The 21,557-nt window shown below is 66.3% G+C and carries 21 protein-coding genes; 17 read left to right on the forward strand and 4 right to left on the reverse strand.

Annotated elements, in window-relative coordinates:
- Positions 1 to 6: 6 nt before the first annotated feature.
- The 4 genes from AC1RQK_RS11100 (at position 7) to AC1RQK_RS11115 (ending at position 3,709) form a co-directional block, all read left to right on the forward strand.
- Positions 7 to 315 carry a DUF2160 domain-containing protein gene (locus tag AC1RQK_RS11100; RefSeq protein WP_459371386.1) on the forward strand — a complete coding sequence of 103 codons (309 nt, stop codon included), beginning with the start codon at positions 7 to 9 and terminating at the stop codon, positions 313 to 315.
- Between the two features lie 147 nt (positions 316 to 462).
- On the forward strand, positions 463 to 2,193 hold the full coding sequence (locus tag AC1RQK_RS11105; protein ID WP_492376115.1) for an ABC transporter substrate-binding protein: 1,731 nt from the start codon (positions 463 to 465) through the stop codon (positions 2,191 to 2,193).
- Between the two features lie 336 nt (positions 2,194 to 2,529).
- Positions 2,530 to 3,006 (forward strand): copper resistance protein CopQ, encoded by a 477-nt coding sequence (locus AC1RQK_RS11110; RefSeq protein WP_492376107.1) that lies wholly within the window; start codon positions 2,530 to 2,532, stop codon positions 3,004 to 3,006.
- Positions 3,007 to 3,142: 136 nt separating this feature from the next.
- Positions 3,143 to 3,709: a TetR/AcrR family transcriptional regulator gene (locus tag AC1RQK_RS11115; protein WP_492809138.1), complete on the forward strand. Its 567-nt coding sequence runs from the start codon at positions 3,143 to 3,145 to the stop codon at positions 3,707 to 3,709.
- Between the two features lie 16 nt (positions 3,710 to 3,725).
- On the opposite strand, the gene AC1RQK_RS11120 is transcribed toward AC1RQK_RS11115, so the two are convergent.
- Positions 3,726 to 5,120, reverse strand: coding sequence for an APC family permease (locus AC1RQK_RS11120; RefSeq protein ID WP_492809139.1), 1,395 nt, complete (start codon positions 5,118 to 5,120; stop codon positions 3,726 to 3,728).
- 128 nt (positions 5,121 to 5,248) lie between these two features.
- The gene (locus tag AC1RQK_RS11125) at positions 5,249 to 6,121 is read right to left on the reverse strand and encodes a LysR family transcriptional regulator (RefSeq protein ID WP_492809140.1); all 873 of its coding nucleotides are present in this window, start codon (positions 6,119 to 6,121) and stop codon (positions 5,249 to 5,251) included.
- Between the two features lie 139 nt (positions 6,122 to 6,260).
- Between AC1RQK_RS11125 and AC1RQK_RS11130 the strand changes: the two genes are divergently transcribed.
- From AC1RQK_RS11130 to AC1RQK_RS11150, 5 genes are all read left to right on the forward strand, one after another.
- Entirely contained in the window at positions 6,261 to 6,866 is a 606-nt protein-coding gene (locus AC1RQK_RS11130) for a cysteine hydrolase family protein (protein ID WP_492376116.1), read from the forward strand.
- A gap of 256 nt (positions 6,867 to 7,122) precedes the next feature.
- Entirely contained in the window at positions 7,123 to 8,121 is a 999-nt protein-coding gene (waaC, locus tag AC1RQK_RS11135; protein ID WP_492376111.1) for a lipopolysaccharide heptosyltransferase I, read from the forward strand.
- 252 nt (positions 8,122 to 8,373) lie between these two features.
- Positions 8,374 to 8,988 carry a TetR/AcrR family transcriptional regulator gene (locus tag AC1RQK_RS11140; RefSeq protein WP_492809141.1) on the forward strand — a complete coding sequence of 205 codons (615 nt, stop codon included), beginning with the start codon at positions 8,374 to 8,376 and terminating at the stop codon, positions 8,986 to 8,988.
- Positions 8,989 to 9,037: 49 nt separating this feature from the next.
- Complete coding sequence (locus AC1RQK_RS11145) at positions 9,038 to 10,273, forward strand: YbfB/YjiJ family MFS transporter (protein ID WP_492809142.1); 1,236 nt, start codon at positions 9,038 to 9,040, stop codon at positions 10,271 to 10,273.
- Between the two features lie 92 nt (positions 10,274 to 10,365).
- Positions 10,366 to 11,487 carry an NADH:flavin oxidoreductase/NADH oxidase gene (locus tag AC1RQK_RS11150; protein WP_492387191.1) on the forward strand — a complete coding sequence of 374 codons (1,122 nt, stop codon included), beginning with the start codon at positions 10,366 to 10,368 and terminating at the stop codon, positions 11,485 to 11,487.
- Between the two features lie 84 nt (positions 11,488 to 11,571).
- On the opposite strand, the gene AC1RQK_RS11155 is transcribed toward AC1RQK_RS11150, so the two are convergent.
- Both AC1RQK_RS11155 and AC1RQK_RS11160 read right to left on the reverse strand, forming a co-directional pair.
- Positions 11,572 to 12,552, reverse strand: coding sequence for a Bug family tripartite tricarboxylate transporter substrate binding protein (locus AC1RQK_RS11155; protein ID WP_492375964.1), 981 nt, complete (start codon positions 12,550 to 12,552; stop codon positions 11,572 to 11,574).
- 89 nt (positions 12,553 to 12,641) lie between these two features.
- On the reverse strand, positions 12,642 to 13,739 hold the full coding sequence (locus AC1RQK_RS11160) for a porin (RefSeq protein ID WP_492375965.1): 1,098 nt from the start codon (positions 13,737 to 13,739) through the stop codon (positions 12,642 to 12,644).
- A gap of 488 nt (positions 13,740 to 14,227) precedes the next feature.
- On the opposite strand from AC1RQK_RS11160, the gene AC1RQK_RS11165 reads away from it, so the two are divergent.
- The 8 genes from AC1RQK_RS11165 (at position 14,228) to AC1RQK_RS11200 (ending at position 21,551) form a co-directional block, all read left to right on the forward strand.
- Positions 14,228 to 15,115: an alpha/beta fold hydrolase gene (locus tag AC1RQK_RS11165; RefSeq protein ID WP_492375966.1), complete on the forward strand. Its 888-nt coding sequence runs from the start codon at positions 14,228 to 14,230 to the stop codon at positions 15,113 to 15,115.
- 234 nt (positions 15,116 to 15,349) lie between these two features.
- Complete coding sequence (locus AC1RQK_RS11170) at positions 15,350 to 15,655, forward strand: recombinase-like helix-turn-helix domain-containing protein (RefSeq protein ID WP_174423394.1); 306 nt, start codon at positions 15,350 to 15,352, stop codon at positions 15,653 to 15,655.
- 111 nt (positions 15,656 to 15,766) lie between these two features.
- Positions 15,767 to 16,822 carry a Rieske 2Fe-2S domain-containing protein gene (locus AC1RQK_RS11175; protein ID WP_492375967.1) on the forward strand — a complete coding sequence of 352 codons (1,056 nt, stop codon included), beginning with the start codon at positions 15,767 to 15,769 and terminating at the stop codon, positions 16,820 to 16,822.
- Positions 16,815 to 17,585, forward strand: a complete 771-nt coding sequence (locus AC1RQK_RS11180) for an SDR family oxidoreductase (RefSeq protein WP_492809143.1) — start codon at positions 16,815 to 16,817, stop codon at positions 17,583 to 17,585. Before AC1RQK_RS11175 ends, AC1RQK_RS11180 begins: the two co-directional genes overlap by 8 nt.
- 16 nt (positions 17,586 to 17,601) lie before the next feature.
- Positions 17,602 to 18,138 (forward strand): cupin domain-containing protein, encoded by a 537-nt coding sequence (locus AC1RQK_RS11185; protein WP_006157660.1) that lies wholly within the window; start codon positions 17,602 to 17,604, stop codon positions 18,136 to 18,138.
- 59 nt (positions 18,139 to 18,197) lie between these two features.
- Positions 18,198 to 19,028 carry an IclR family transcriptional regulator gene (locus AC1RQK_RS11190; protein ID WP_174423390.1) on the forward strand — a complete coding sequence of 277 codons (831 nt, stop codon included), beginning with the start codon at positions 18,198 to 18,200 and terminating at the stop codon, positions 19,026 to 19,028.
- Between the two features lie 5 nt (positions 19,029 to 19,033).
- Complete coding sequence (locus tag AC1RQK_RS11195; RefSeq protein ID WP_492809144.1) at positions 19,034 to 19,837, forward strand: SDR family oxidoreductase; 804 nt, start codon at positions 19,034 to 19,036, stop codon at positions 19,835 to 19,837.
- The gene (locus AC1RQK_RS11200) at positions 19,830 to 21,551 is read left to right on the forward strand and encodes a thiamine pyrophosphate-binding protein (protein WP_492375970.1); all 1,722 of its coding nucleotides are present in this window, start codon (positions 19,830 to 19,832) and stop codon (positions 21,549 to 21,551) included. Before AC1RQK_RS11195 ends, AC1RQK_RS11200 begins: the two co-directional genes overlap by 8 nt.
- The last annotated feature ends 6 nt before the right edge of the window (positions 21,552 to 21,557 follow it).

Here is a 21,557-nt window from a genome sequence, read left to right on the forward strand (position 1 = left end):
GATGCCATGTTCAACTGGATGGTATGGACCACCCCGGTGGCCGTGTTCTTCATCAGCATCGCGGTGATGCTGGTTGGCATGACGATGTGGGAGACGCGCGCCCCTACCATGGAGCGCAAGGGCTTCCTGCCGATCGCGACCACCCGCGGCGATCGCCTGTTCATCGGCCTGATGTGCGCGGCCTGGATCAACCTCGCGTGGGTAGGCCTGGGCGAGAAGATGATGGCGTGGTTTTCGCTGGCGGAGGAGCCTTCGATCTGGATCAGCCTGGTGCTGTCCATGCTTGCGCTGGGCCTGGTGATGCGCAAGGGCTGAGCCGCATGCGGATCGCGTACCTGAGCCGACAAGAATAAAGCGACGGATTTTTCGTCAATGGGCATAGCGGCCTGCACCTTCCCCGGACCGCGACCCAGACAAAGAGCAGGGAGGGGGATTCTCGAGGAGACGTCAATGAAGGTGCACGTGAAATTGGGCATGACGGCGCTGGCCTGCGCAGCGGCGCTCGCTTGCGGCCACGCCGCTTGGGCAGGCGAGGCCGAGGCCAAGAAGTGGATCGACAGCGAGTTCCAGCCGTCGTCGCTCGCCAAGGACAAGCAGCTCGCTGAAATGAAGTGGTTCATGGACGCTGCCGCCAAGCTCAAGGCGAAAGGCGTGACGCAGATCAGCGTGGTCTCGGAGACCATCACGACCCACGAGTACGAATCCAAGACGCTGGCCAAGGCCTTCGAGGAAATCACCGGCATCCAGGTCAAGCACGACATCATCCAGGAAGGCGATGTGGTGGAGAAGCTGCAGACCTCGATGCAGTCCGGCAAGTCGATCTATGACGGCTGGATTTCCGACTCCGACCTGATCGGCACGCACTATCGCTACGGCGCCATCCTGCCGCTGACCGACTACATGGCCGGCGCCGGCAAGGAGTGGACCAATCCCGGGCTGGACGTGAAGGATTTCATCGGTACCAAGTTCACGACCGCGCCGGATGGCAAGCTCTACCAGCTGCCCGACCAGCAGTTCGCCAACCTGTACTGGTTCCGCGCCGACTGGTTCGCGCGCAAGGACCTGCAGGACAAGTTCAAGGCCAAGTACGGCTATGACCTGGGCGTGCCCACCAACTGGTCGGCCTACGAGGACATCGCCAGCTTCTTCTCCAACGACGTCAAGGAACTCGACGGCAAGAAGGTTTACGGCCATATGGACTACGGCAAGAAGGATCCGTCGCTCGGCTGGCGCTTTACCGACGCCTGGCTCTCGATGGCCGGGTCGGCTGACAAGGGCCTGCCCAACGGCATGCCGGTGGACGAATGGGGCATCCGTGTCGGCGCTGACAAATGCACGCCGGAAGGTGCATCGGTCTCGCGCGGCGGTGCCACCAACAGCCCGGCCGCGGTCTATGCGCTCACCAAGTACATCGACTGGATGAAGAAGTACGCGCCGCCGCAAGCCATGGGCATGACCTTCTCCGAAGCCGGCCCGGTGCCGGCGCAAGGGCAGGTGGCGCAGCAGATCTTCTGGTACACGGCCTTCACCGCCGACATGACCAAGAAGGGGCTGCCGGTGGTCAATGCGGACGGCACGCCGAAATGGCGCATGGCGCCGTCGCCCTATGGCCCGTACTGGAAGCAGGGCATGCAGAACGGCTACCAGGACGTGGGCTCCTGGACCTTCTTCAAGAACACCGATCCCAACCGCCTCGCGGCGGCCTGGCTCTACGCGCAGTTCGTGACGTCCAAGACGGTATCGCTGAAGAAGTCGCTCACCGGCCTGACCTTTATCCGCGACAGCGACATCCATCACGAGTACCTCACCAAGAATGCCGCGCAGTATGGCGGCCTGATCGAGTTCTATCGCAGCCCGGCGCGGGTGGCGTGGACGCCCACCGGCACCAACGTGCCCGACTACCCCAAGCTGGCCCAGCTGTGGTGGAAGAACGTGGCGACCGCTGTGACCGGCGAGAAGACGCCGCAGGCCGCGATGGACAACCTGGCCGAGGAAATGGACCAGGTGATGGGGCGGCTGCAACGCGCCGGCATGACGAACTGCGCGCCCAAGCTCAACGCCAAGAGCGATCCCGCCAAGTGGCTGTCCGACGACCACGCGCCCTGGAAGAAGCTGGCCAACGAGAAGCCGAAGGGCGAGACCATCGCCTATGACAAGTTGTTGCAGGCATGGAAGGAAGGGAAGGTGCGGTAAGCGCCATCCCCGATGGCGTAGCGGACGGTGGCCTTGTGCCACCGTTTTTTCTTCCGGAGTTTGTGATGCGTTATCGACAAAAGCGATCTCCTGAAAAACCCCTTGACTATCTATCTACCAGTAGATAATATTCAACACATGGAAGCCGCTGCTCCGCCCCAGCAAGAAAAGCTGCAGCAGGAAAGAGGATCCAGCGCATCACCCGGGGAATTCCCGTTTTTTTTGGCCAGCTCATCTATCTACTAGTAGGTAACAGGCGAAGGAAGCGAAGGGTTCCAAAGCGTACCGATTCGATTCCGCCCAAGCGCGGGTCCTCAAATGCAAATGGAGAACATCATGACCTCGAACCTCTTCGCCAAGACCCTGATCACCGCCGCCGCCCTTGCTGCTGCTTTCGTTGCCGGCACTGCCCAGGCTTCAGGCCCGAAGGACAGCACGTTCTCGGGTGACAAGTACGGCTACGTGTTCCGCACCACCACGCCCGACGCCTTCACCGACGGCGCGCGCAGCGGCAAGTTCGACCCGTTCACCGAAGGCGCACGCGTTGGCAAGGCTGACCCGTACACGGACGGTGCCCGCATCGTGGCCGGCCTGGATCGCACCGGCGTCTCGGCTTCGCCGTCGCGGGCCGTTGACCAGTTCACCGACGGCGCCCGTGCCGGCAAGTTCGACCCGTACACCGATGGCGCACGTATCGTCGCCGGCCTGGATCGTAGTGGCGTGTCGGCCAGCCCGGCTCGCAGCGTGGACGCCTATACCGACGGTGCCCGTACCGGCAAGTTCGACGTGTTCACGGAAGGCGCCAACGCTTGAGCTACGCGCGACGCCTGAGCACGCTGTGAATCAATCGGTCATCCAATGAATGCGGTGATACATGCAAAGAGCCGGTAACACCGGCTCTTTGCCATTGCCGGCGCCTCGAGGGTCCGCCGAAAGGTGGATGCATGCCATGACGACTCCGTCCGTACGCGATCAACTGCTGGAGCACACCCTGGTGCTGGTGCGGCAGCGGGGGTTCAATGGATTCAGTTATCGGGACCTTGCCGAGCGGGTAGGGGTCAAGACCTCCAGCATCCATTACCACTTTCCCTCCAAGGAGGACCTGGTGCAGGCGGCGGTGACGGAGTACAGCGCCCGCAACTCAGAGCGCGTGCGCGGCATCGACACCAGCCTGCCGGTGGACGAGCAGGCTCGCGCTTACCTCGCGCCCTGGCTGGCTACCGCGGGTGGCGACGCCATCTGCCTGGTGGGCATGCTGTCCACGGATGCCGTGTTCCTGCCGGAAGCGGTGCATCGCATCCTCAAGGATTTCTACCGCCTGCACGAGACCTGGCTCACGCGCCTGCTGGAAACCGCGCAGGCCGTGCGGCACAAGGCTTTGCCGATTCCGCCGCAGGCGCTGGCGCAAGCCGTGTTTGGCGCGCTGCAAAGCGGGCTGGTGGTCGCGCGGCTGTTCGGCGCGCCACAGCGTATCGAGGCCGCCGCGGACCTGTTGACAGCATCGGTATCCGCCTAGGCGCCCCGGGGGCGTGTCACGGGCCAGGGGCCCCGAGCGCTCCGCGTGCGGCAAGCCGCCGGCGCCGGTTGAGCCAGAGCGGCACCGCGCCAACCGCGATGCCGCCCAGGGCCACCAAACGCGTGGCCAGGTCGAAGCTGGGGATGCTGTACAGCCCGATGAACCACAGGAACGCCGCGCTGCAAGCGGGCCAAAGCACTAGCAGCAACAGCCTGGCGGGTGCGCGGGCGGCACCGCGCCGGCAGTGCCAGGCACAGGCGAAGCCGGCTAGCCCGTAATAGAACGCCACCTGGAAGCCGATGGCATTGACCGAGTCCTGGATGATCTGGCCCACGCTGTTGAAGCAGGCGGACAGCGCCAGCAGCAGCAAGCCGAACGAGGCAATCACCGCGGTGGCCACCCACGGCGTGCGCCAGGTGCGGTGCAGCTCGGCATAGCGCGGGTGCAGCAGGCCATCGCGGCCTTTGGCGTAGAGCGTGCGGGTGAACTGCAGGATCGAGGTCTCCAGCGTGCCCACGGTGCTGAGCATGACGGCCAGCACGGCCAGGTAGTCCCACGGGCGCGGGAGCAGCCGCGCGGCGAGCGCAAACACCACGTTGGTGCCGGCTCGGCGGATCTCCTGGTCGCTCAGCACGGCCTGGCTGGCGATGACGAAGGCCATGAACAGTGCCAGCACGATGACCATCGCCATCAATGCGCCGCGCCCGGGCGCATGCGCCGGATCGCGCGTTTCCTCGGTCAGGTTCGCCGTCACGTCCCAGCCCCAGAAAAAGAACAACGCCACCAGCGCCCCATTGGCAAACAGCTGCGGGTTAAAGTCAAATGGTGACAGCATGGCCAGCGAGGGCGGGTGGGCAAGCGGCAGCGGCGCACGCAGCAGGGCGGCGAGCACGATCGCGGCCAGCACCCCGACCTCGACCAGCGTCATTGCCACCTGGGTGTAGCTGGTCAGCTTGACTCCCTTGACCACGACCACGCTGACCGCCAGCAGCCAGCCTGCGGCGACCAGGGTCACCACGGGCGGGCGCTCCGCCAGCGCCGGATCGAACAGGAGCAGGGTGGCGGTGGCAGCCGGAATGGTGCCGGATACCATGAATACCGCCGACGCCACCAACAGCGTCCAGCCCGCGAAAAAACCGAGCACCGGATGGAAGATCTCGCAGACCCAGGTGTAGCAGGCGCCCGCGCTGGGCTGCAGCCGGTTCAGTTGCTGGTAAGACAGCGTCACGCCGAACATGATCAGGCCGCAATACAGCAGGCTGGCCGGCGCCAGGCTCCCCACAGTCGCGACCAGGGTGGCGGTGGTGGCCGCCAGGCTGAAGGCGGGCGCCGTGCCCGCCACGCCCATGACGACGGATTCGCCCAGCCCGAGTGCGCCTGCGTCCAGCGTTGCCGGTGAATTCCGATCCATGGCGAAGCTCCCCGTGCCATCGGTGGCCGGTGGCGGCCTGCCGACAGCACCGTGCGCGAGCCCGTGGGGGCGGGCATGCTTCAGGCAACTATACTGCCTGCCTCCGCCTTTTCAACCGCTTCCGAGGCTCACGGGCATTGCCGCAGTTCCCCGGCCAGCCAGTCGATCACGGGCCGGAACCGGGAAGCGCCGCGAAACTCCTGCGGATATGCCAGCCAGATTTCCCGTACGACCTCCGGCACCTCGCGCACCAGCGCGAGCCGGGCATCGTCCCGCGCCAGGTAGTGCGGCAGCAGGCCGATGCCCAAGCCGTTGCGAATGGCCTCGCGCACTGCCAGCAGGTTGTTCGACTGGAAGCCCGTGCGTGCCGCCAGCGTGCGCGTCCATTCGGATTCCGGCAACGCCAGGCCTTCGTCCAGCAAGCCGCACAATGGCGCGCCGTCGAGATCCTGCTCGCGCCACGGGCCGGCGTTGGCGGGCCGTAGCGGCGCATACAGGCCAAAGCCCATGCTGCCCGCGCGCTGCGCGATGGCATCGCTTTCCTGCGGCCGCGCCAGCCTTACCGCGATGTGGGCGCGGCGCCGTGCCAGGCTGGCGATGCGATTGTCCGTTTCCAGCCTGACCTCGAGTTGCGGGTGCGCGCGATAGAGCCCGAACATGCGTGGTGTCAGGAAGTGGCTGCCGAGCGCGGCGGTGCAGGCGATGCTGACCACGCCGGAGACGCCGCTGCCGGCGTCCTCCACTTGGCGCAGCAAGCGCTGCGCCGAACTCTCCATCTGCTGCGCCGCGGCCAGCGCCGAGCGGCCGGCCGCAGAGAGCGCGAACGCGCCATCGGTGCGTGTTGCCACGGGCTTGCCGAGCGCCGTCTCCAGCCGCCGGATGCGGCGGATCGCTGTCGCGTGCGTGACTTCAAGCTCGCGGGCACAGGCCGAGTAGTTGCCGGTGCGGATCAGCGTGGACAGGGTGAGCAGGTCATCCCAGTGGAGTGAACGTTTTTGCACAATGGATGTGAGCCAGTTGAGAATTGGCGAACAGCATAGCGCGGCTTATCATCGCTTGCATGGTAGTCACCCTGGTGGCGCCTGCCCGTGTATTCCCACGCCGTTTCCGACATCTGACGCACAAGCACTAGGAGCCATGATGACCACACCCTTTACCCTGCTCGACCTCGCCGGCGCCAGCCGCCTTCCTTCGGCGTGGGAAGCTGCCACGCTGGTGCTGATCGACCACCAGCGCGAGTATGTCGACGGCAAGCTCCCGCTGGTGGGCATGCCCGCTGCCATCGCGGCCTGCGGCGAGCTCCTGGCGCTGGCGCGCCAGCATGGCAGCCCGGTGGTGCACGTGGTGCATCACGGGCGGGCCGGCAGCGGCGGCGCCTTCGATCCCGAGGGCCCGTATGCGGCCATCATCCAAGGGCTGGAGCCGCTTGGCGGCGAGCACACCGTGGTCAAGGGCCTGCCCAACAGCTTTGCCGGCACCACGCTGGCCGCCATGCTGGACAAGCTAGGGCGCAAGGAGCTGATCGTGGCGGGCTTCCAGACGCATATGTGCATCAGCGCCACGGTGCGCTCAGCGCTCGATCATGGCTATCGCAGCACCGTGGTGGCATCGGCCTGCGCCACGCGCGACCTGCCTGACCCGCTGGGCGGGGCGCCGCTCTCGGCAGCGGAAATCCACCGTCACTCGCTGGCGGCGCTGCATGACCGCTTTGCCACCGTGGTGGCTGGCCCTGGCGCCTGGGCCTGAGTTGGCGGGAACGGGGCGCAGAGGGCCACCTGATGCGTGGTGGATCCTCTGCCGACCGTATGTCCCACGCTGGTACCCATGTTAAGGAAAGTCAAAGGAAAATGCGGTGTACCGCTGGCTGGCGCCGGGTGCCGCGCGAATCCCATGCGGGGCCGTCGCAGGGCTTGCAAATTGGTGCGCCGCCCATGGGGCTGGTGCATACTACGGCCTCGCTGCCAGCCAGCGAGATCCGTCCGCAACCCGATTCTCCATTTCCATGAAACGCATTCTCCTCATCAAGATCACCTCTCTGGGCGATATGGTGCACACGCTGCCGTTGGTGTCCGACCTGCGGCGCGCCTATCCCGAGGCCAAGATCGACTGGGTGGCCGATGCGTCGTGCGCCGATATTCCGCGCTGGGCCGTGGGCGTGGATCGCGTGATCGCGCCGCCGCTGCGCGGCTTCAAGAAATCCCGCAGCTGGGCCGACCTGCGTGCCATCATCGGCGCGCTGTGGGCCCTGCGCCGCGAGAAGTACGATGTGGTGGTGGATGTGCACGGCGTGTACAAGAGCGCCATCGTGGCCTGGCTGGCGCGCTCCAGCCGGCGCCTGGGCTACGCCGCCGAGTACCTTGGCGAGGCGCGCGCCGTGTTTGCCTACACGCAGATCTTCGGGCCGCATGGCGACGCTACCGCGCGCCACAAGATGCGCATGGTGGTGGCCAACGCGCTTGGCTATCCGCTGGATCCCGTTGAGCATTACGCGCTGCGCGTGCCCGCGCCCGCGGCGCCGCTCAATGCCGATGGCGTGCCGCGCGCGATGCTGTTCCACGCGACTTCCGTCGAGGCCAAGAAATGGCCTGCGCAGCGCTGGATCTCGGTCGGCAGGACGCTCACCGAGCGCGGCTACCGGATCCAGCTGCCCTGGGGCTCGCCCGCGGAGCGCGAGCAATCCGAAGCCCTGGCAGCGGAGATCCCCGGTGCCGAGGTCCTGCCGCGCATGACCATTACCGAATGCGCGCAACGGGTGGATGCCGCCGCGCTCGTGGTTGGCACCGATACCGGTTTCGTGCATCTGGCGGATGCGCTGGGCAAGCCGTCGGTGATGCTGTTCACGGTAACCGACAGCCAGCACTTCGGCATTAACACGCCCGGGCAGTCCGTCTCCGTTGGCGCGCGTGGCGTGGTGCCGGAGATTGCGGACGTGCTCGCCGCGATCGGCCAGGTCACGGCCGGCCAGTCCAGGCCGCAACTGGTGGCCGCCAGCCAGGGCTGATCGCCGCCCGCCCCGCCGCAACGGCGGGGCGTCCTGTCCACTTGCGCGGTACCGGCAGTGCCCGGCGCCCGCGCCGCTCCCCTTGTTCATCACGGAATGCAGGCCGTCCATCCGGGCGGCCGTCTGCGTTGCCCACGCTTGCCCGCATTTTTGCCTTGTGTTCTATATCGACCGATATATAATGCGTTCTATATCGTGTGATACAGAATCTATCCACCCCGACCGACCCAAGTCAGGCAAGCCGGAGCCACCATGGCGCGACCACGCGAATTCGATGAGAAGCAGGTGCTGGAGGCAGCGGGAGACGCATTCTGGGCGAATGGCTTCGAGGCCACCTCCACACGCGATCTCGTGAAGTGCACGGGCTTGACGCAGCCCAGCCTGTACAACGCCTTCGGCGACAAGCGCGGGTTGTTCCTGCGGGCGCTGGAGCACTACCTAGACCGTACCCTGCGCGAGCGCATCGGCCGGCTGGAATCTTCGCAATCGCCAGCGCATGCCATTGCGGCGTTCTTTGGCGAGATCGTCGAGCGCTCGGTCGCGGACGTGCGGCACCGCGGCTGCATGCTGGTCAATGCCGCGGTGGAGTCCACGCCCGGCGACGAAGCCTGCCGGAAAGGCATCGCCGACGAACTCGCCCAGATCCAGGATTTTTTTCAGCGCTGCATGGTAGCGGGGCAGGCGAGCGGCGAGATTCCCGCGGCCATGCCGGCGGCGGATGCGGCTGCGCATCTGCTGGCGGTGCTGCTCGGCGTGCGCGTGCTGGCCCGGGTCAGGCCCGAACGGGCATTGCTGACGGGGGCTGTTGCCCCAGCGCTTAGCCTGCTGGGCCTGCCGCCGCTGCCCGCCGGACCGCGCACGGCATGAGCTCGCATGAGCGCAACAAACGCACACACCGTATCCGTAGGAATGCATCATGTCCGAGCACACAGCCACCATCCCCGGTCCCATGGCATCGACACTCGATGCCCGCGCGTTGTTCGCCACACTGGCCGGGTTGTGCGCCAGCCTGGTGGCCATCGGCCTGGCGCGCTTCGCCTACACGCCGCTGATTCCGCCGCTGATCCAGGCGCAGTGGTTCACGTCGTCGCAGGCGGTGACGCTGGGCGCGGCGAACTTCGCGGGCTACCTGGCCGGCGCGCTGCTGGGCCGTCCGCTTGCCACGGCGCTGTCGAACCGTAATGCGCTGCGTCTGCTGATGGTGATTGCCACCGCCGCGTTCTTTGCCTGCGCGTATCCGTTGTCGGTGAGCTGGTTCTTTGTCTGGCGCTTTGCTTCCGGCGTGTCCGGCGGCGCCATCATGGTGCTGGTCGCCACCACGATCCTGCCGCATATCCCGGCCGCGCGGCGCGGCTTTGCCAGCGGCATGATCTTCCTGGGGCTCGGGCTGGGCATCGCCGCCTCGGGCACCATCATTCCGGAGTTGCTGCGCCTGGGTTTGAAGGACACGTGGATCGGCCTGGGCGTGTTCGCGGCTATCCTCACCGCCGTGAGCTGGTTCGGTTGGCCGGGCGCCACACCGGCGGCACCGGTGGTAGCGGCGTCCAGCGTGAACGCAAGGCCGGCTCGGCGTGCGAGCACCGCCATGCGCGTGCTGTACGGCCAGTACGCCGCGAACGCGCTGGGCCTTGTGCCGGCCATGGTGCTGCTGGTCGACTACGTGGCGCGCGGGCTCGGCCGAGGCGCGGAGATTGGCGCAGGCTACTGGGTCTTGTATGGTGTTGCTGCCATCGCCGGCCCCCTGGTGTGCGGCAACGTGGCCGACCGCATCGGCTTTGGCCCTGCCTATCGGCTCGCGTTGCTGTTGCAGGCGATCGCCGTGGGTACGCTCGCGTTGTCGGGTAGCCCGGTGCTGGTCGGCGTCGCCACCGTGGTCCTGGGCCTGTTCACGCCCGGCATCGTGCCGCTCGTGCTTGGACGCATCCACGAGATGGTGCCGCATGACCACGCCGAGCAGCGCGCCGCGTGGAGCCGTGCCACCACCGCTTTCGCGCTGTTCCAGGCGCTTGGCGGCTACGGCTACTCGTACCTGTTCACGCTGTCCCACAACAATTACGCGCTGATCTTCCTGTGCGGCACCGCGGCATTGGGCCTGGCGCTGGTCGCCGATCTCGTCACGCGGCGCGCGCCGCTTGCGGTGGCTGCGCACTGAAATGGCGCGACGACGCAAAAAAACCAGGCGTTCTAGAATGAGATGCCATGCCTGCCGCAAGCCGGCGCTACAGACAGCAAGGAGTCTCTCCCATGAGTGAAAGTCAGTTGTTCCAACCCTTTTCGATTGGCAATCTACGGCTGGAAAACCGCATCGTGATCGCGCCCATGTGCCAGTACTCGGCCGAGGAAGGCTCGGCCGCCGACTGGCACATGATCCACCTTGGCCAGCTCGCGCTGTCGGGCGCCGCGATGCTGATCATCGAGGCCTCGGCCGTGTCGCCGGAGGGGCGCATTACGCCGGGGGATCTCGGCCTGTACTCGGATGCAAACGAGGCGGCGCTCGGCAAGGTGATCAAGGCCGTCAGGGCGCATTCGCCGATCGCGCTGGCGATACAGCTGGCGCATGCCGGGCGCAAGGCATCGAGCCACGCACCCTGGGAAGGCGGTAGCCAGATCCGGCCGGACCAGCCGTCAGGCTGGAAGACACTGGCGCCATCCGCCGTGCCGCACGCCGAGGGCGAGGATGCGCCGTTGGCGCTCGACCGCGCGGGCATGGACAAGGTGCGGGACGATTTCGTTGCCGCGGCCAGGCGCGCGGCCCGCCTTGGGCTCGATGGCATCGAGCTCCACATGGCGCATGGCTACCTGCTGCATCAGTTCCTGTCGCCGCTGGCGAACAAGCGTGATGACGAATACGGCGGCAGCCTGGAGAACCGCATGCGGTTCCCGATCGAGGTGTTCGACGCCGTGCGCGCGGCTTTTCCCGCGGACAAGCCAGTCTGGGCTCGCATCTCGGCCACCGACTGGGTGCCGGGCGGGTGGGATATCGAAGGCACGATCGCGCTGTCGAACGCGCTCAAGGCACGTGGCTGCGCGGCCATCCATGTGACCACCGGCGGCGTTTCGCCGGCGCAGGCGATCAAGCTGGGGCCGGGCTACCAGGTGCCTTACGCGCAGCGGGTCAAGGCGGAGGTGGGCTTGCCGACCATCGCGGTGGGGCTCATCACCGAGCCCGAGCAAGCGGAAGCCATCATTGCCAATGGCGAAGCCGATGCGGTGTCGCTGGCGCGCGCCATGCTCTACGATCCGCGCTGGGCGTGGCATGCGGCGGCCAAGCTTGGCGCGCAGGTGCATGCGCCAAAGCAATACTGGCGCTCGCAGCCGCGCGAGTACAAGGACCTGTTCATTGATGCCAGTTTCGGGCAGCGCTAGGCTGCGCCGGAAAGCAAACGGCGTCCGGATTCCGCGGGGGAAGCCGGACGCCGTCGCCTTGCACAGGCTCAGCCAGTCGATCCATCAATCGGCCTGGATGCCGAACTCCTTGACGATCTTGGCGTAGCGTGTCGAGTCCGACGCGATCAGTTTGCTTAGCGTTGCGGGCTCGCCGCCAACGGGCGTGATGGCGATGGTTGCCATGCGTGCCACCACGTCAGGCATTTTCAGGATGTCGTTGACGTGCGCATTCAGCATTTTCACCAACTCCGGCGGCAGTCCCTTGGGTGCCAGCAGCGCTTGCCACGCGCCCACCTCCACATCCTTGTAGCCCAGCTCCGCGAGCGTCGGCACATTCGGCGCGAACGGCGAGCGTTTCATGTCCGCGACGGCCAGCGGCACGATGGCGCCCGTCCCTATGTATTGCGCCACCGCGCCCAGCGTGGAGTACGTCATCGGCACTTGCCCGCCGAGCACGTCGACCACCGCCGGCGCGGTGCCGCGATACGGCACCTGTGAGATGTTCACGCCCGCGGCCTTGTTGAACAGCTCGCCAAGGATGTGCATGGGCGATCCGTTGCCAGGCGTGGCGTAGGTCTGCACCGTACCCGCCTTGGCGCGCGCGACCAGCTCGGGCAGCTTGGTGATGCCGGTGCCTTTGTTGACCACCACGAATAGCGACTGCACGCCAAGCTGGGCCACCGGCGTGAAATCGCCGCGCACGTCGTAGCTGGCGCCCGTGCCGTTCTTGAGCACCAGCGGCGCGATGGCAACGGTGTTGGGCGCGACCAGCAAGGTGTAGCCATCGGCGGCGGATTTGGCGACGTACGAACTGCCGATGGTGCCGGCCGCGCCGGTGCGGTTCTCGACCACCACCGACTGGCGCAGGCGCGCCGAGAGTTTCTCTGCGAGCAGGCGGGCCAGTACGTCGGTGTCGCCGCCGGCCGGGTAGGCAACGACCAGCGTGATGGGTTTGGTGGGGTAGGCCTGCGCTCCGGCGCCGCCTGCCATCATGGCCGTCGTGGCCGCGATGGCAGCAAACAGAATGCGAGTTGCGAGCTTCATGGGGAAACGCCTCTAGATTGACTTCGTGCTGGCATGCAGCGCGTTGCGCGCCGCATGCCAGCCAGTGCCGCGCAGCGACGCGCCGGCGCTTAGAACGTGTGCTTGATGCCGATCATCGTGCCCAGTTGGTTGCCGCCGGGCTTCGGGTTGGAACCCGTCTGGGCACCGCTGACCGACAGGGCGAGCTGGCCGCCGTTGTCGATGAAGCCAGCCGTGGCGTACACGGAGGTGCGCTTGGAGAAGGCGTAGGTACCACGCAGCGCGTACAGCATCGCCTTGTTGTCGCTGTTGTGGTACTTGAGGTAGTAGACCTGGCCGGCCAGCGTGAACGCCGGCGTGATGTCATACGCCAGGCCCGCATACCAGAGGTCGCTGCGCGGCGTGGGGCTACCGTCATTGTCGCGGCGGATCACGCCCAGGCCCATCTTGGTCTTGGACAGCAGCACGTAGCCGTTGAGCGAGAGCCGGTCGTCCGTCAGGTTGCTCTTGGTCAGGCCGCCAAACGCGCCAGGCCCGCCACGCAGCGAGTCATAGGCCGCGGCCACGCCCCACCACTTGTTGTCGTACTGGAGCAGGGCCGACCATTCGCGGCATTGCTTGCTGTCGGCCGCATTCTCGCCCGCGCAGTTGGTGCCGGCCGGGCTCGGGCCCGCGTTCACCGTATCGCGGCCAAAGCTATAGGTGGCACCCACCGTGAAGCCGCCAAACGTGCCCTTGTAGGAAACGGCGTTATCGGCGCGCGCGTTCGGCAGATAGCTGTCGAGCGAGCCCGAGCCGTACACGTTGGGGCCGAGGATGTCCGGGTCCAGCGTGGCCCAGAACAGCATGGTGTACTGGCGGCCCAGGGCGACCTGGCCCCAGGGGCCGGAAAGTCCCACCAATGCCTGCCGGCCGAACAGGCGCGCGCCCTGGTTGGAGGTGCCGGAATCGGGGGCGAATCCGGATTCGAGCACAAACAGGCTCTTGAGCCCGCCGCCGAGATCCTCCGTGCCGCGGATGCCCCAGCGCGATGGCACCGTGCCCGTCAGCGTGTTCACGCGGGCCACGTTGTCCTTCGCCGCGCCAACATTGTTCACATACTCGATACCGGTATCGACGACGCCATACAGCGTCACCGTCGATTGGGCCGAGGCCAGCATGGGTACTGCGGCTGCAAGGGCAGCCAGTGCAATCCGTCCAAGTTTCATCGTTCGTTTCCTCTTCCTTTTCCTTTTCCGCCGTGTCGATCGGTTGGCGTTGCAGCGCTTCGTCAGGCCATCTTCGAGCTGGGTTTGTGCCTGCTGCCAGGAGCACTTTCCCATTTCTTTTGTTTTATAGGTAAAACATCGGATTACATAAGAAACAACGAGCAAAATATAGCTGGTCATTTCGGGAAACACATGGGTGGGTAATCCCTAGTGATGCGGAGAAGCGACGAGTGGCCTGCACCAGAACGGCACTGTTGCGCACCATGCTGCGCAACAGCGAGGAGGGCGGCGCGCAGCCACCAGGCCGGGGAGCCGCACCCGTATTGGTATGCAAGGCCGTTGCGCCAGAAAGGGGATTTGCGGGCGCTCCAACGTCGGCGGAGAGCCGGGCCTGACGAAATTTTTTTGCAGGGGGTTAACCCGGATCAATTTCCAGATTCAGGCGGTCTATATTTCTTAAGTTTTATTAGAAAACTATGGTTTCATATATGGAACAAAACAATCTGGTGCAGGCACCCCAGCCGGCTGAAGCGTTGCTCCGCGCACTCGATAGCGGCTTCAGCGAGCGGCGCATAGCCGCCGGCCGCGACGGCGCGCCGCTCGCTTACCGGTGCGGCGGCAGCCACGGGCCTGTGGTGGTGCTGCTGCATGGCATCAGTTCCGGCGCGGCCTCCTGGCTGTCGTGCGCAAGCCTGCTGGCGGCGCACGCGCGCGTGATTGCGTGGGACGCGCCCGGCTATGGCAATTCGCCGGCCCTGCCCATCGCAGCGCCCAAGGCTGCCGACTACGCGCTGCGCCTGCAGGACCTGATGCGCGCCCTGGACGTACGTCCTGATGTGATCGTGGGGCACTCGCTCGGCGCGCTGATGGCGGCCGCCTATGTGGCCGAGGCTAGCCCGGCGCTGCTGCCCGCGCAGTTGCTGCTGTTGAGCCCTGCGCAGGGATACGGCGGCCCCGGCAAGGAGGACAAGGCAAGGGACGTGGCGCGCCAGCGGCTCGAAGCGCTTGCGGCCGTGGGCGTGGAAGGCCTGGCCGAGCGGGGCCCCAGCCGCCTGTTGAGCGCCGCGGCCAGTGCCGATGTGCAAGCCTGGGTGCGCTGGAATATGCGTCGGCTGGATCCGGACGGTTACCGGCAGGCGGTGGCGATGCTGTGCGGCGATGCCATTGACGACTACCTCGGGCGCCGGGGGCAGGGCGTTAAGGTGCGGGTCGGCTGCGGCGCGCTGGATGTCGTGACGCCGCCGCCCGGGTGCGCGGCACTGGCGGAGCGCTTTGCCTTGCCATTCGAGCTGATCCCGGAGGCAGGGCATGCCTGCTACGTGGAGCAGGCCAGCCGGGTCGCGCGCTGGATTCGCCACGGGCTTGCCGCGGCTTAGCCTTCCCACTTTCTGTTCCTCGTCCTGTTTCTTCGTACCCACCCGCCTCAGGCCGCCGCGCCGATGCCGATGCCACGTTCTCGTGGCATTGGTAAATCAAAAGGGTAAACCCCAGTCAATTTTTGAAGTTTCGTTGTCTATAGTGGTGTCTGTGTTCAATATTTAAATCAGCGTTTTATAGGTGAAACAAAACGCTCGGTTAGCCGGTTGGCAATAAGGGAAAGGAGTAGCGCAATGGAAAACCTCGCATACAACCCGAATCTGGCGCCCTGGGAGCGTCCGGCTCCGAACAATGTCGCTGGCAAGGGCCACATCGAGCAGCCCGGCAAGGTGGCCAACATCGTGTGGCAGACCCGCGCCGCCATGCCCACCGCCTACGAAGACGCGCTGGGCGATGCGCTGGAGGCCGCCTTCGAAGCCGGTGCGAAAAGCCCGGAAGACATCGTGCGTTCGTTCAACCAGGCGGGATTGCTGGGCGCGGATGGCCAGGCCTGGACCGAAGCGCGTTTCCTCGCCGAAATGCACCGCCTAGGCGCCTGAGCGAGGCGCCACGCAGTTCAAGAACATCAAAGCGATTGCGTCACGAAGGGCAGTGCAATCAGGCGCCCCTCGAAAGAGCGATCCGATCCGGTACCCGCAAGAGAGCAAACAATGGAATCGAACAAGCAAGCGCGTGCTGAGGCGCGCCTGAACACCGGCCTGCACAACTATTGGTATCCGGTATCGGCCGCATGGGCGGTCACGCATGCACCGATCGGCATTACGCGCCTGGGCCAGAACATCGTGCTGTGGCGCGATGGCGATGGCCAGGTGCACGCGCTGGAAGATCGCTGCCCGCACCGCGGCGCGCGCCTGTCGATGGGCTGGAACCTTGGTGACCGCGTGGCCTGCTGGTACCACGGCGTGGAAGTGGGTGGCGATGGCCAGGTCAAGAGCGTGCCGGCCGTGGACAGCTGCCCGCTCGAAGGCAAGACCTGCGTGCGCAGCTACCCCGTGCAGGAAAAAGCCGGTGCCATCTTCCTGTGGTTCGGTGAACGTGCTCCCGGGCAAGCCGATGCGCTGCGCCTGCCGGAAGAACTGGAAAGCGACGAGCACACCAATTTCCTGTGCGTGGCGCACTGGGACTGCAACTACCGCTACGCCATCGACAACGTCATGGACCCGATGCATGGCGCTTACCTGCACGCTGTGTCGCACTCGATGGCCAGCGGCGAAAAGCAGGCTGTGATGGCCGTGCGCGAGACCGACACCGGCCTGGTGTTCGAGAAGACCGGCCAGCGCGGCGTGAACTTCGACTGGGTGGAGTTCGGCGAAACCGGCACGATGTGGTTGCGCCTGGCCATCCCGTATCGCGCCAAGGTGGGCCCTGGCGGTCCCTTCGGCATCGTTGGCATCGCTACGCCGGTGGATGAGGAGCACTGCATGGTGTTCTTCTGGCGCACCCGTCACGTGCAGGGTTGGGAGCGCGATGTCTGGCGCTTCCTGTACCGCAACCGCCTGGAGGGCCTGCACTGGGACGTGCTGGAGCAAGACCGCGTGGTGCTGGAAATGATGGCGCCGAACGCGCGCGAGCATGAAACGCTGTACCAGCACGATGTCGGCATCACCCGCGTGCGCCGCCTGCTGCGCCGCCGTGCCGACCAGGAAGTCGCCGACGAGCCCGTTGCCATGTTGAAGCCGGTTGGCGGGGTGGCAAGCCATGCCTGAGATCGATCGCCACAACCTGCTGGCTGGCCGGCGCGTGCTGGTGACCGGCGCCGCGCGCGGGCTTGGCCTGGCGTTTGCCACCGCGATTGCCGAAGCCGGCGCCGCCGTCGCCATGGCGGACATTCTCGCGGACCGCCTGCACGAGGAAGCGGCTGCGCTGCAGGCCCGCGGGCTGAAGGCGCTGCCGTTTGTGCTCGACCTGGGCAACCCCGAATCGGTGACGGCCTGCGCCAACGCGGCGGCGGCCGGGCTGGGTGGCCTGGACGGCCTGGTCAACAACGCCGCGGTGACCGATTCCGGTGGCCGCGACGCCAGCGCCATCGACATCGCCACCTGGGACCGCGTGATGAATATCAACGTGCGCGGCACCTGGCTGATGACCACCGCCTGCCTGCCGGCGCTGCGCGCCTCGGGCCGCGGCGCCATCATCAACCTGGCGTCCGACACGCCGCTGTGGGGCGCGCCCAACCTGCTGGCCTACGTGGCCAGCAAGAGCGCCATCATCGGCATGACCCGTTCGCTGGCGCGCGAGCTGGGCGACGACCAGATCACCGTCAATGCCATCGCACCGGGGCTGACCCTGGTGGAGGCAACCGAATACGTGCCCCAGAAGCGGCGCGACCTCTATCGCGAGCAACGCGCGATTTCCCGCGAGCAGCTACCCGAGGATGTCTCCGGGGCCGTGCTGTTCGCCCTGTCCGACCTGTCCCGCTTCGTGACGGGCCAGACGCTGGCCGTCAACGGCGGCTTCGTCATGCACTGAGCTAGAAGGAATCCAAATGAGCGATCTTTCCCAACAAGACAATATCAAGCGTTCCTGGGAGCAGCCGTCCGGCGCTTCCTTCGACCAGTGGATGGAGAGCCGCGTCGCGCGTTTCTCCACCCGCCGCTACGACTGGGACGCGCTGAAGTTCCAGGCTGACTACGATCCCAAGTACCGCCGTGCGCAGATGCGTTACCTCGGCACCGGCGGCACCGGCGTGGCCACCGACACCAATACCGTGCCGTCCGAGAATTTCACCTTCTCGACCATGATCATCCCGGCCGGCCACGAAGGCCCGTCGCACCTGCACACGGACGTGGAAGAAGTCTTCTTCGTCATGCGCGGCAAGATCAAGCTGATCCTGGAAAAGGACGGCGAGCGTTTCGAAACCATCCTGACCGACCGCGACCTGGTCTCGGTGCCCCCCGGCGTGTACCGCGAGGAAATCAACATCGGCGAGGAAGACGCGCTGATGTGCGTGATGCTCGGCGCCAAGAAGCCGATCACGCCGACGTACCCGCCCGAGCATCCGCTCACCAAGGTCAAGCGCTGAACAGCGCGCGGCCGGCGCGCCAATCGGGGTGCCGGCCCAGTTGAAACACAAGCCATCTCATGACTCAAGAACGCCTGTCGGAAGACACCCAGGACAAGTACATCGTGCCCGGACTGGAACGCGGCCTGCGCCTGCTGGCCGAGTTCAGCCGCCGCGACCGCACCTTGTCGGCGGCCGACCTGGCGCGCCGGCTCAAGGTGCCCCGCTCCACGGTGTTCCGGCTGCTGGCCACGCTCGAGATGATGGGCTTTGTCGAACGCACCGACGGCGGCCGCGACTACCGCCTCGGCATGGCGGTGCTGCGCCTGGGTTTCGAATACCTGGCTTCGCTGGAACTCACCGAGCTGGGGCGCCCGCTGCTGGATCGCCTGCGCGACGACATTCGTTACCCGTGCAACCTGGTAGTGCGTGACGGCCGCTCGATCGTCTATGTGGCCAAGTCGGTGGCGCCCACGCCATTCAGCAGTTCGGTCACCGTGGGGACCCGCCTGCCGGCGCACGCCACCGTGCTCGGGCGCGTGCTGCTCGAAGACCTGACGCTGGCCGAGTTGCGCCAGCTCTATCCGGAGCCGCAACTGGAAGTGTTCACGCCCAGCACGCCGCGTACGGTCGAAGCACTGTTCGAGATGGTGCAGCGCGACCGCGAGCGCGGCGTGGTGCTGCAGGAAGCGTTCTTTGAGGCCAGCATCTCGACCATCGCGGCACCGGTGCGGGATCGTACCTGCAAGGTGGTGGCGGCGCTGGGCGTGACCATCCCGGCCTCGCGCATCGATCCGGAGCAACTGGACATGATGGAAGAGAAAGTCAGAGACACCGCGGGTGAGCTGTCTCGCCTGCTGGACTACCGCCCGCGCGAGCACGGCAAGGTGGTCAACCTGTATCGGGAGTGAGGACGATGTCCATGATTGAACTCGACGGCAAGGTTGCCGTCGTCACGGGTGGATCCTCGGGCATCGGCCTGGCCACCGTCGAACAACTGCTGGAAGCGCGCGCCGCCGTGGCGCTGTGCGGCCGCAACGAAGCGCGGCTGCGCGAAGCCGAAAGCCAACTGCGCGCACGCTTCCCCGAAGCCCGCCTGTACGCCGCCGCCTGCGACGTGCTGGACCCCGCGCAGGTGGCCGCCTTTGCCGCCGCCAGCGAGGCCGCGCTCGGCCCCGCCGACATGCTGGTCAATAACGCCGGGCAGGGCCGCGTCTCCACGTTCTCGAGCACCGAGGACGCGGCTTGGCTCGAAGAGCTGCAGCTCAAGTTCTTCTCGGTGATCCATGCCACGCGTGCGTTCCTTGCGCAACTGGAGCGCTCGGACAGCGGTGCCATCGTCTGCGTGAACTCCCTGCTGGCCGTGCAACCCGAGCCGCATATGGTGGCGACGTCCGCGGCGCGCGCCGGCGTGCATAACCTGGTGCGCTCGCTGGCAACCGAATTCGCCCCCAAGGGCATCCGCGTCAACGGCATCCTGCTCGGCCTGGTCGAGTCGGGCCAGTGGCGCCGGCGTTTCGAAGCGCGCCCGGATGCCGAGCGCGACCTCGACTGGGCCGCGTGGACCGCGCGCCTGGCGCAGCAAAAGCATATTCAACTTGGCCGTCTTGGCCTGCCGCAGGAAGCCGCACGCGCGATCCTGTTCCTTGCCTCGCCGTTGTCTTCGTACACCACGGGCAGCCACATCGATATTTCCGGAGGACTTTCCCGTCATGCGTAACGAACAGCAACAAGTCACGGTGGGCTACGCCATCGCCGCCTTCCTCGAACAATGCGGCGTCAAGGCAGCGTTCGGCGTGATCTCGATCCACAACATGCCCATCCTCGACGCGATGGGCGAGCGCGGCAAGATCCGCTTCGTGCCCGCGCGCGGCGAAGCCGGCGGCACCAATATGGCCGACGCCTGCGCCCGCACCACCGGTGGACTGGGCGTGTGCCTGACCAGCACCGGCACCGCTGCGGGCAACGCCGCCGGCGCCATGGTCGAAGCACTGACCGCCGGCACGCCGCTGCTGCACCTGACCGGACAGATCGAAACGCCGTACCTGGACCAGAGCCTGGCCTACATTCACGAGGCGCCGGACCAGCTGACCATGCTGAAGGCCATCTCCAAGGCCGCGTTCCGCATCCGCAGCGCAGATACCGCGCTGAGCACCATCAAGCTCGCCGTGCAAACCGCGCTGACCGCGCCGACCGGCCCCGTCAGCGTGGAAATCCCCATCGATATCCAGGCCGCGCTGATCCCGATGCCGACCGACCTGCGCCCGCTGGCGGTGCCCACCCATGTGCCGTCCGCCCACGCGCTGGACGAACTGGCCGAGCGCCTGTCCAAGGCAAAGCGCCCGCTGCTGTGGCTGGGTGGCGGCGCACGCCACGCTGGCGCGCAGGTCAAGCGCCTGATGGCGCTGGGCTTTGGCGTGGTCACCAGCACGCAAGGCCGCGGCATCGTGGCCGAGGACGATCCCCGCTCGCTGGGCGCGTTCAACCTGCACAAGCCGGTGGAGCAGTTCTATCAAACCTGCGACGCCATGCTGGTGGTGGGCTCGCGCCTGCGCGGCAATGAAACGCTGAAGTACGAACTGAAGCTGCCGCGCCCGCTGTTCCGTGTGGATGCCGATGCATCCGCCGAAGGCCGCTGCTACCAGAGCGACTACTTCGCCAGCGGCGATGCAGCGCTGGCACTCGATGGCCTGGCCGATCGCCTGGAAGGCAAGCTCAAGGTGGACCCGAACTTTGCCGCTGACCTGCGCAGCGCGCACGAGTTCGCCATGAGTGGCCTGATCGACGGCCTGGGCCCGTACTCGGCGCTGGTGGAAGCGCTGCAAGGCGCGGTGGGCCGCAATTTCAACTGGGTGCGCGACGTGACCGTCTCCAACAGCACCTGGGGCAATCGCCAGCTGCGCATTTTTGACTCCCGTGCCGGCGTGCATGCGCTGGGCGGCGGCATCGGCCAGGGCCTGGCGATGGGCATCGGCGCCGCCGTGGGCGCGGCAGTGACGGCTTCCGGCAAGAAGACATTCTGCCTGGCCGGCGACGGCGGCTTCATCCTGAACCTGGGTGAACTGGCTACCGCCGTGCAGGAGCGCGCCGACGTGGTCTTCGTGCTGATGAATGACAAGGGCTATGGCGTGATCAAGAACATCCAGGACGCGCAATACGGCGGACGGCGCCACTACGTGGACCTGCATACACCGGACTATGCGCAACTGTCGCAATCGCTGGCCCTGCGCCATCGCCGCGTCAGCAACCTGGCCGACGTGGGTGCCGCGCTGGAAGAAGCCACCATCGAATCCGGCCCGTTCCTGCTGGAAATCGACATGCTGTCCATCGGCACGTTCAAGACCGCGTTCGCAGGCCCGCCGGTCAACAAGGAAGCGGATGCCGACGCCGAGAAGACCGCACGCGCGGCCGAACGCAGCACTGTGACCGCCTGAGGGAGA

This window comes from Cupriavidus sp. GW822-FHT02D05 (genome assembly GCF_058802485.1).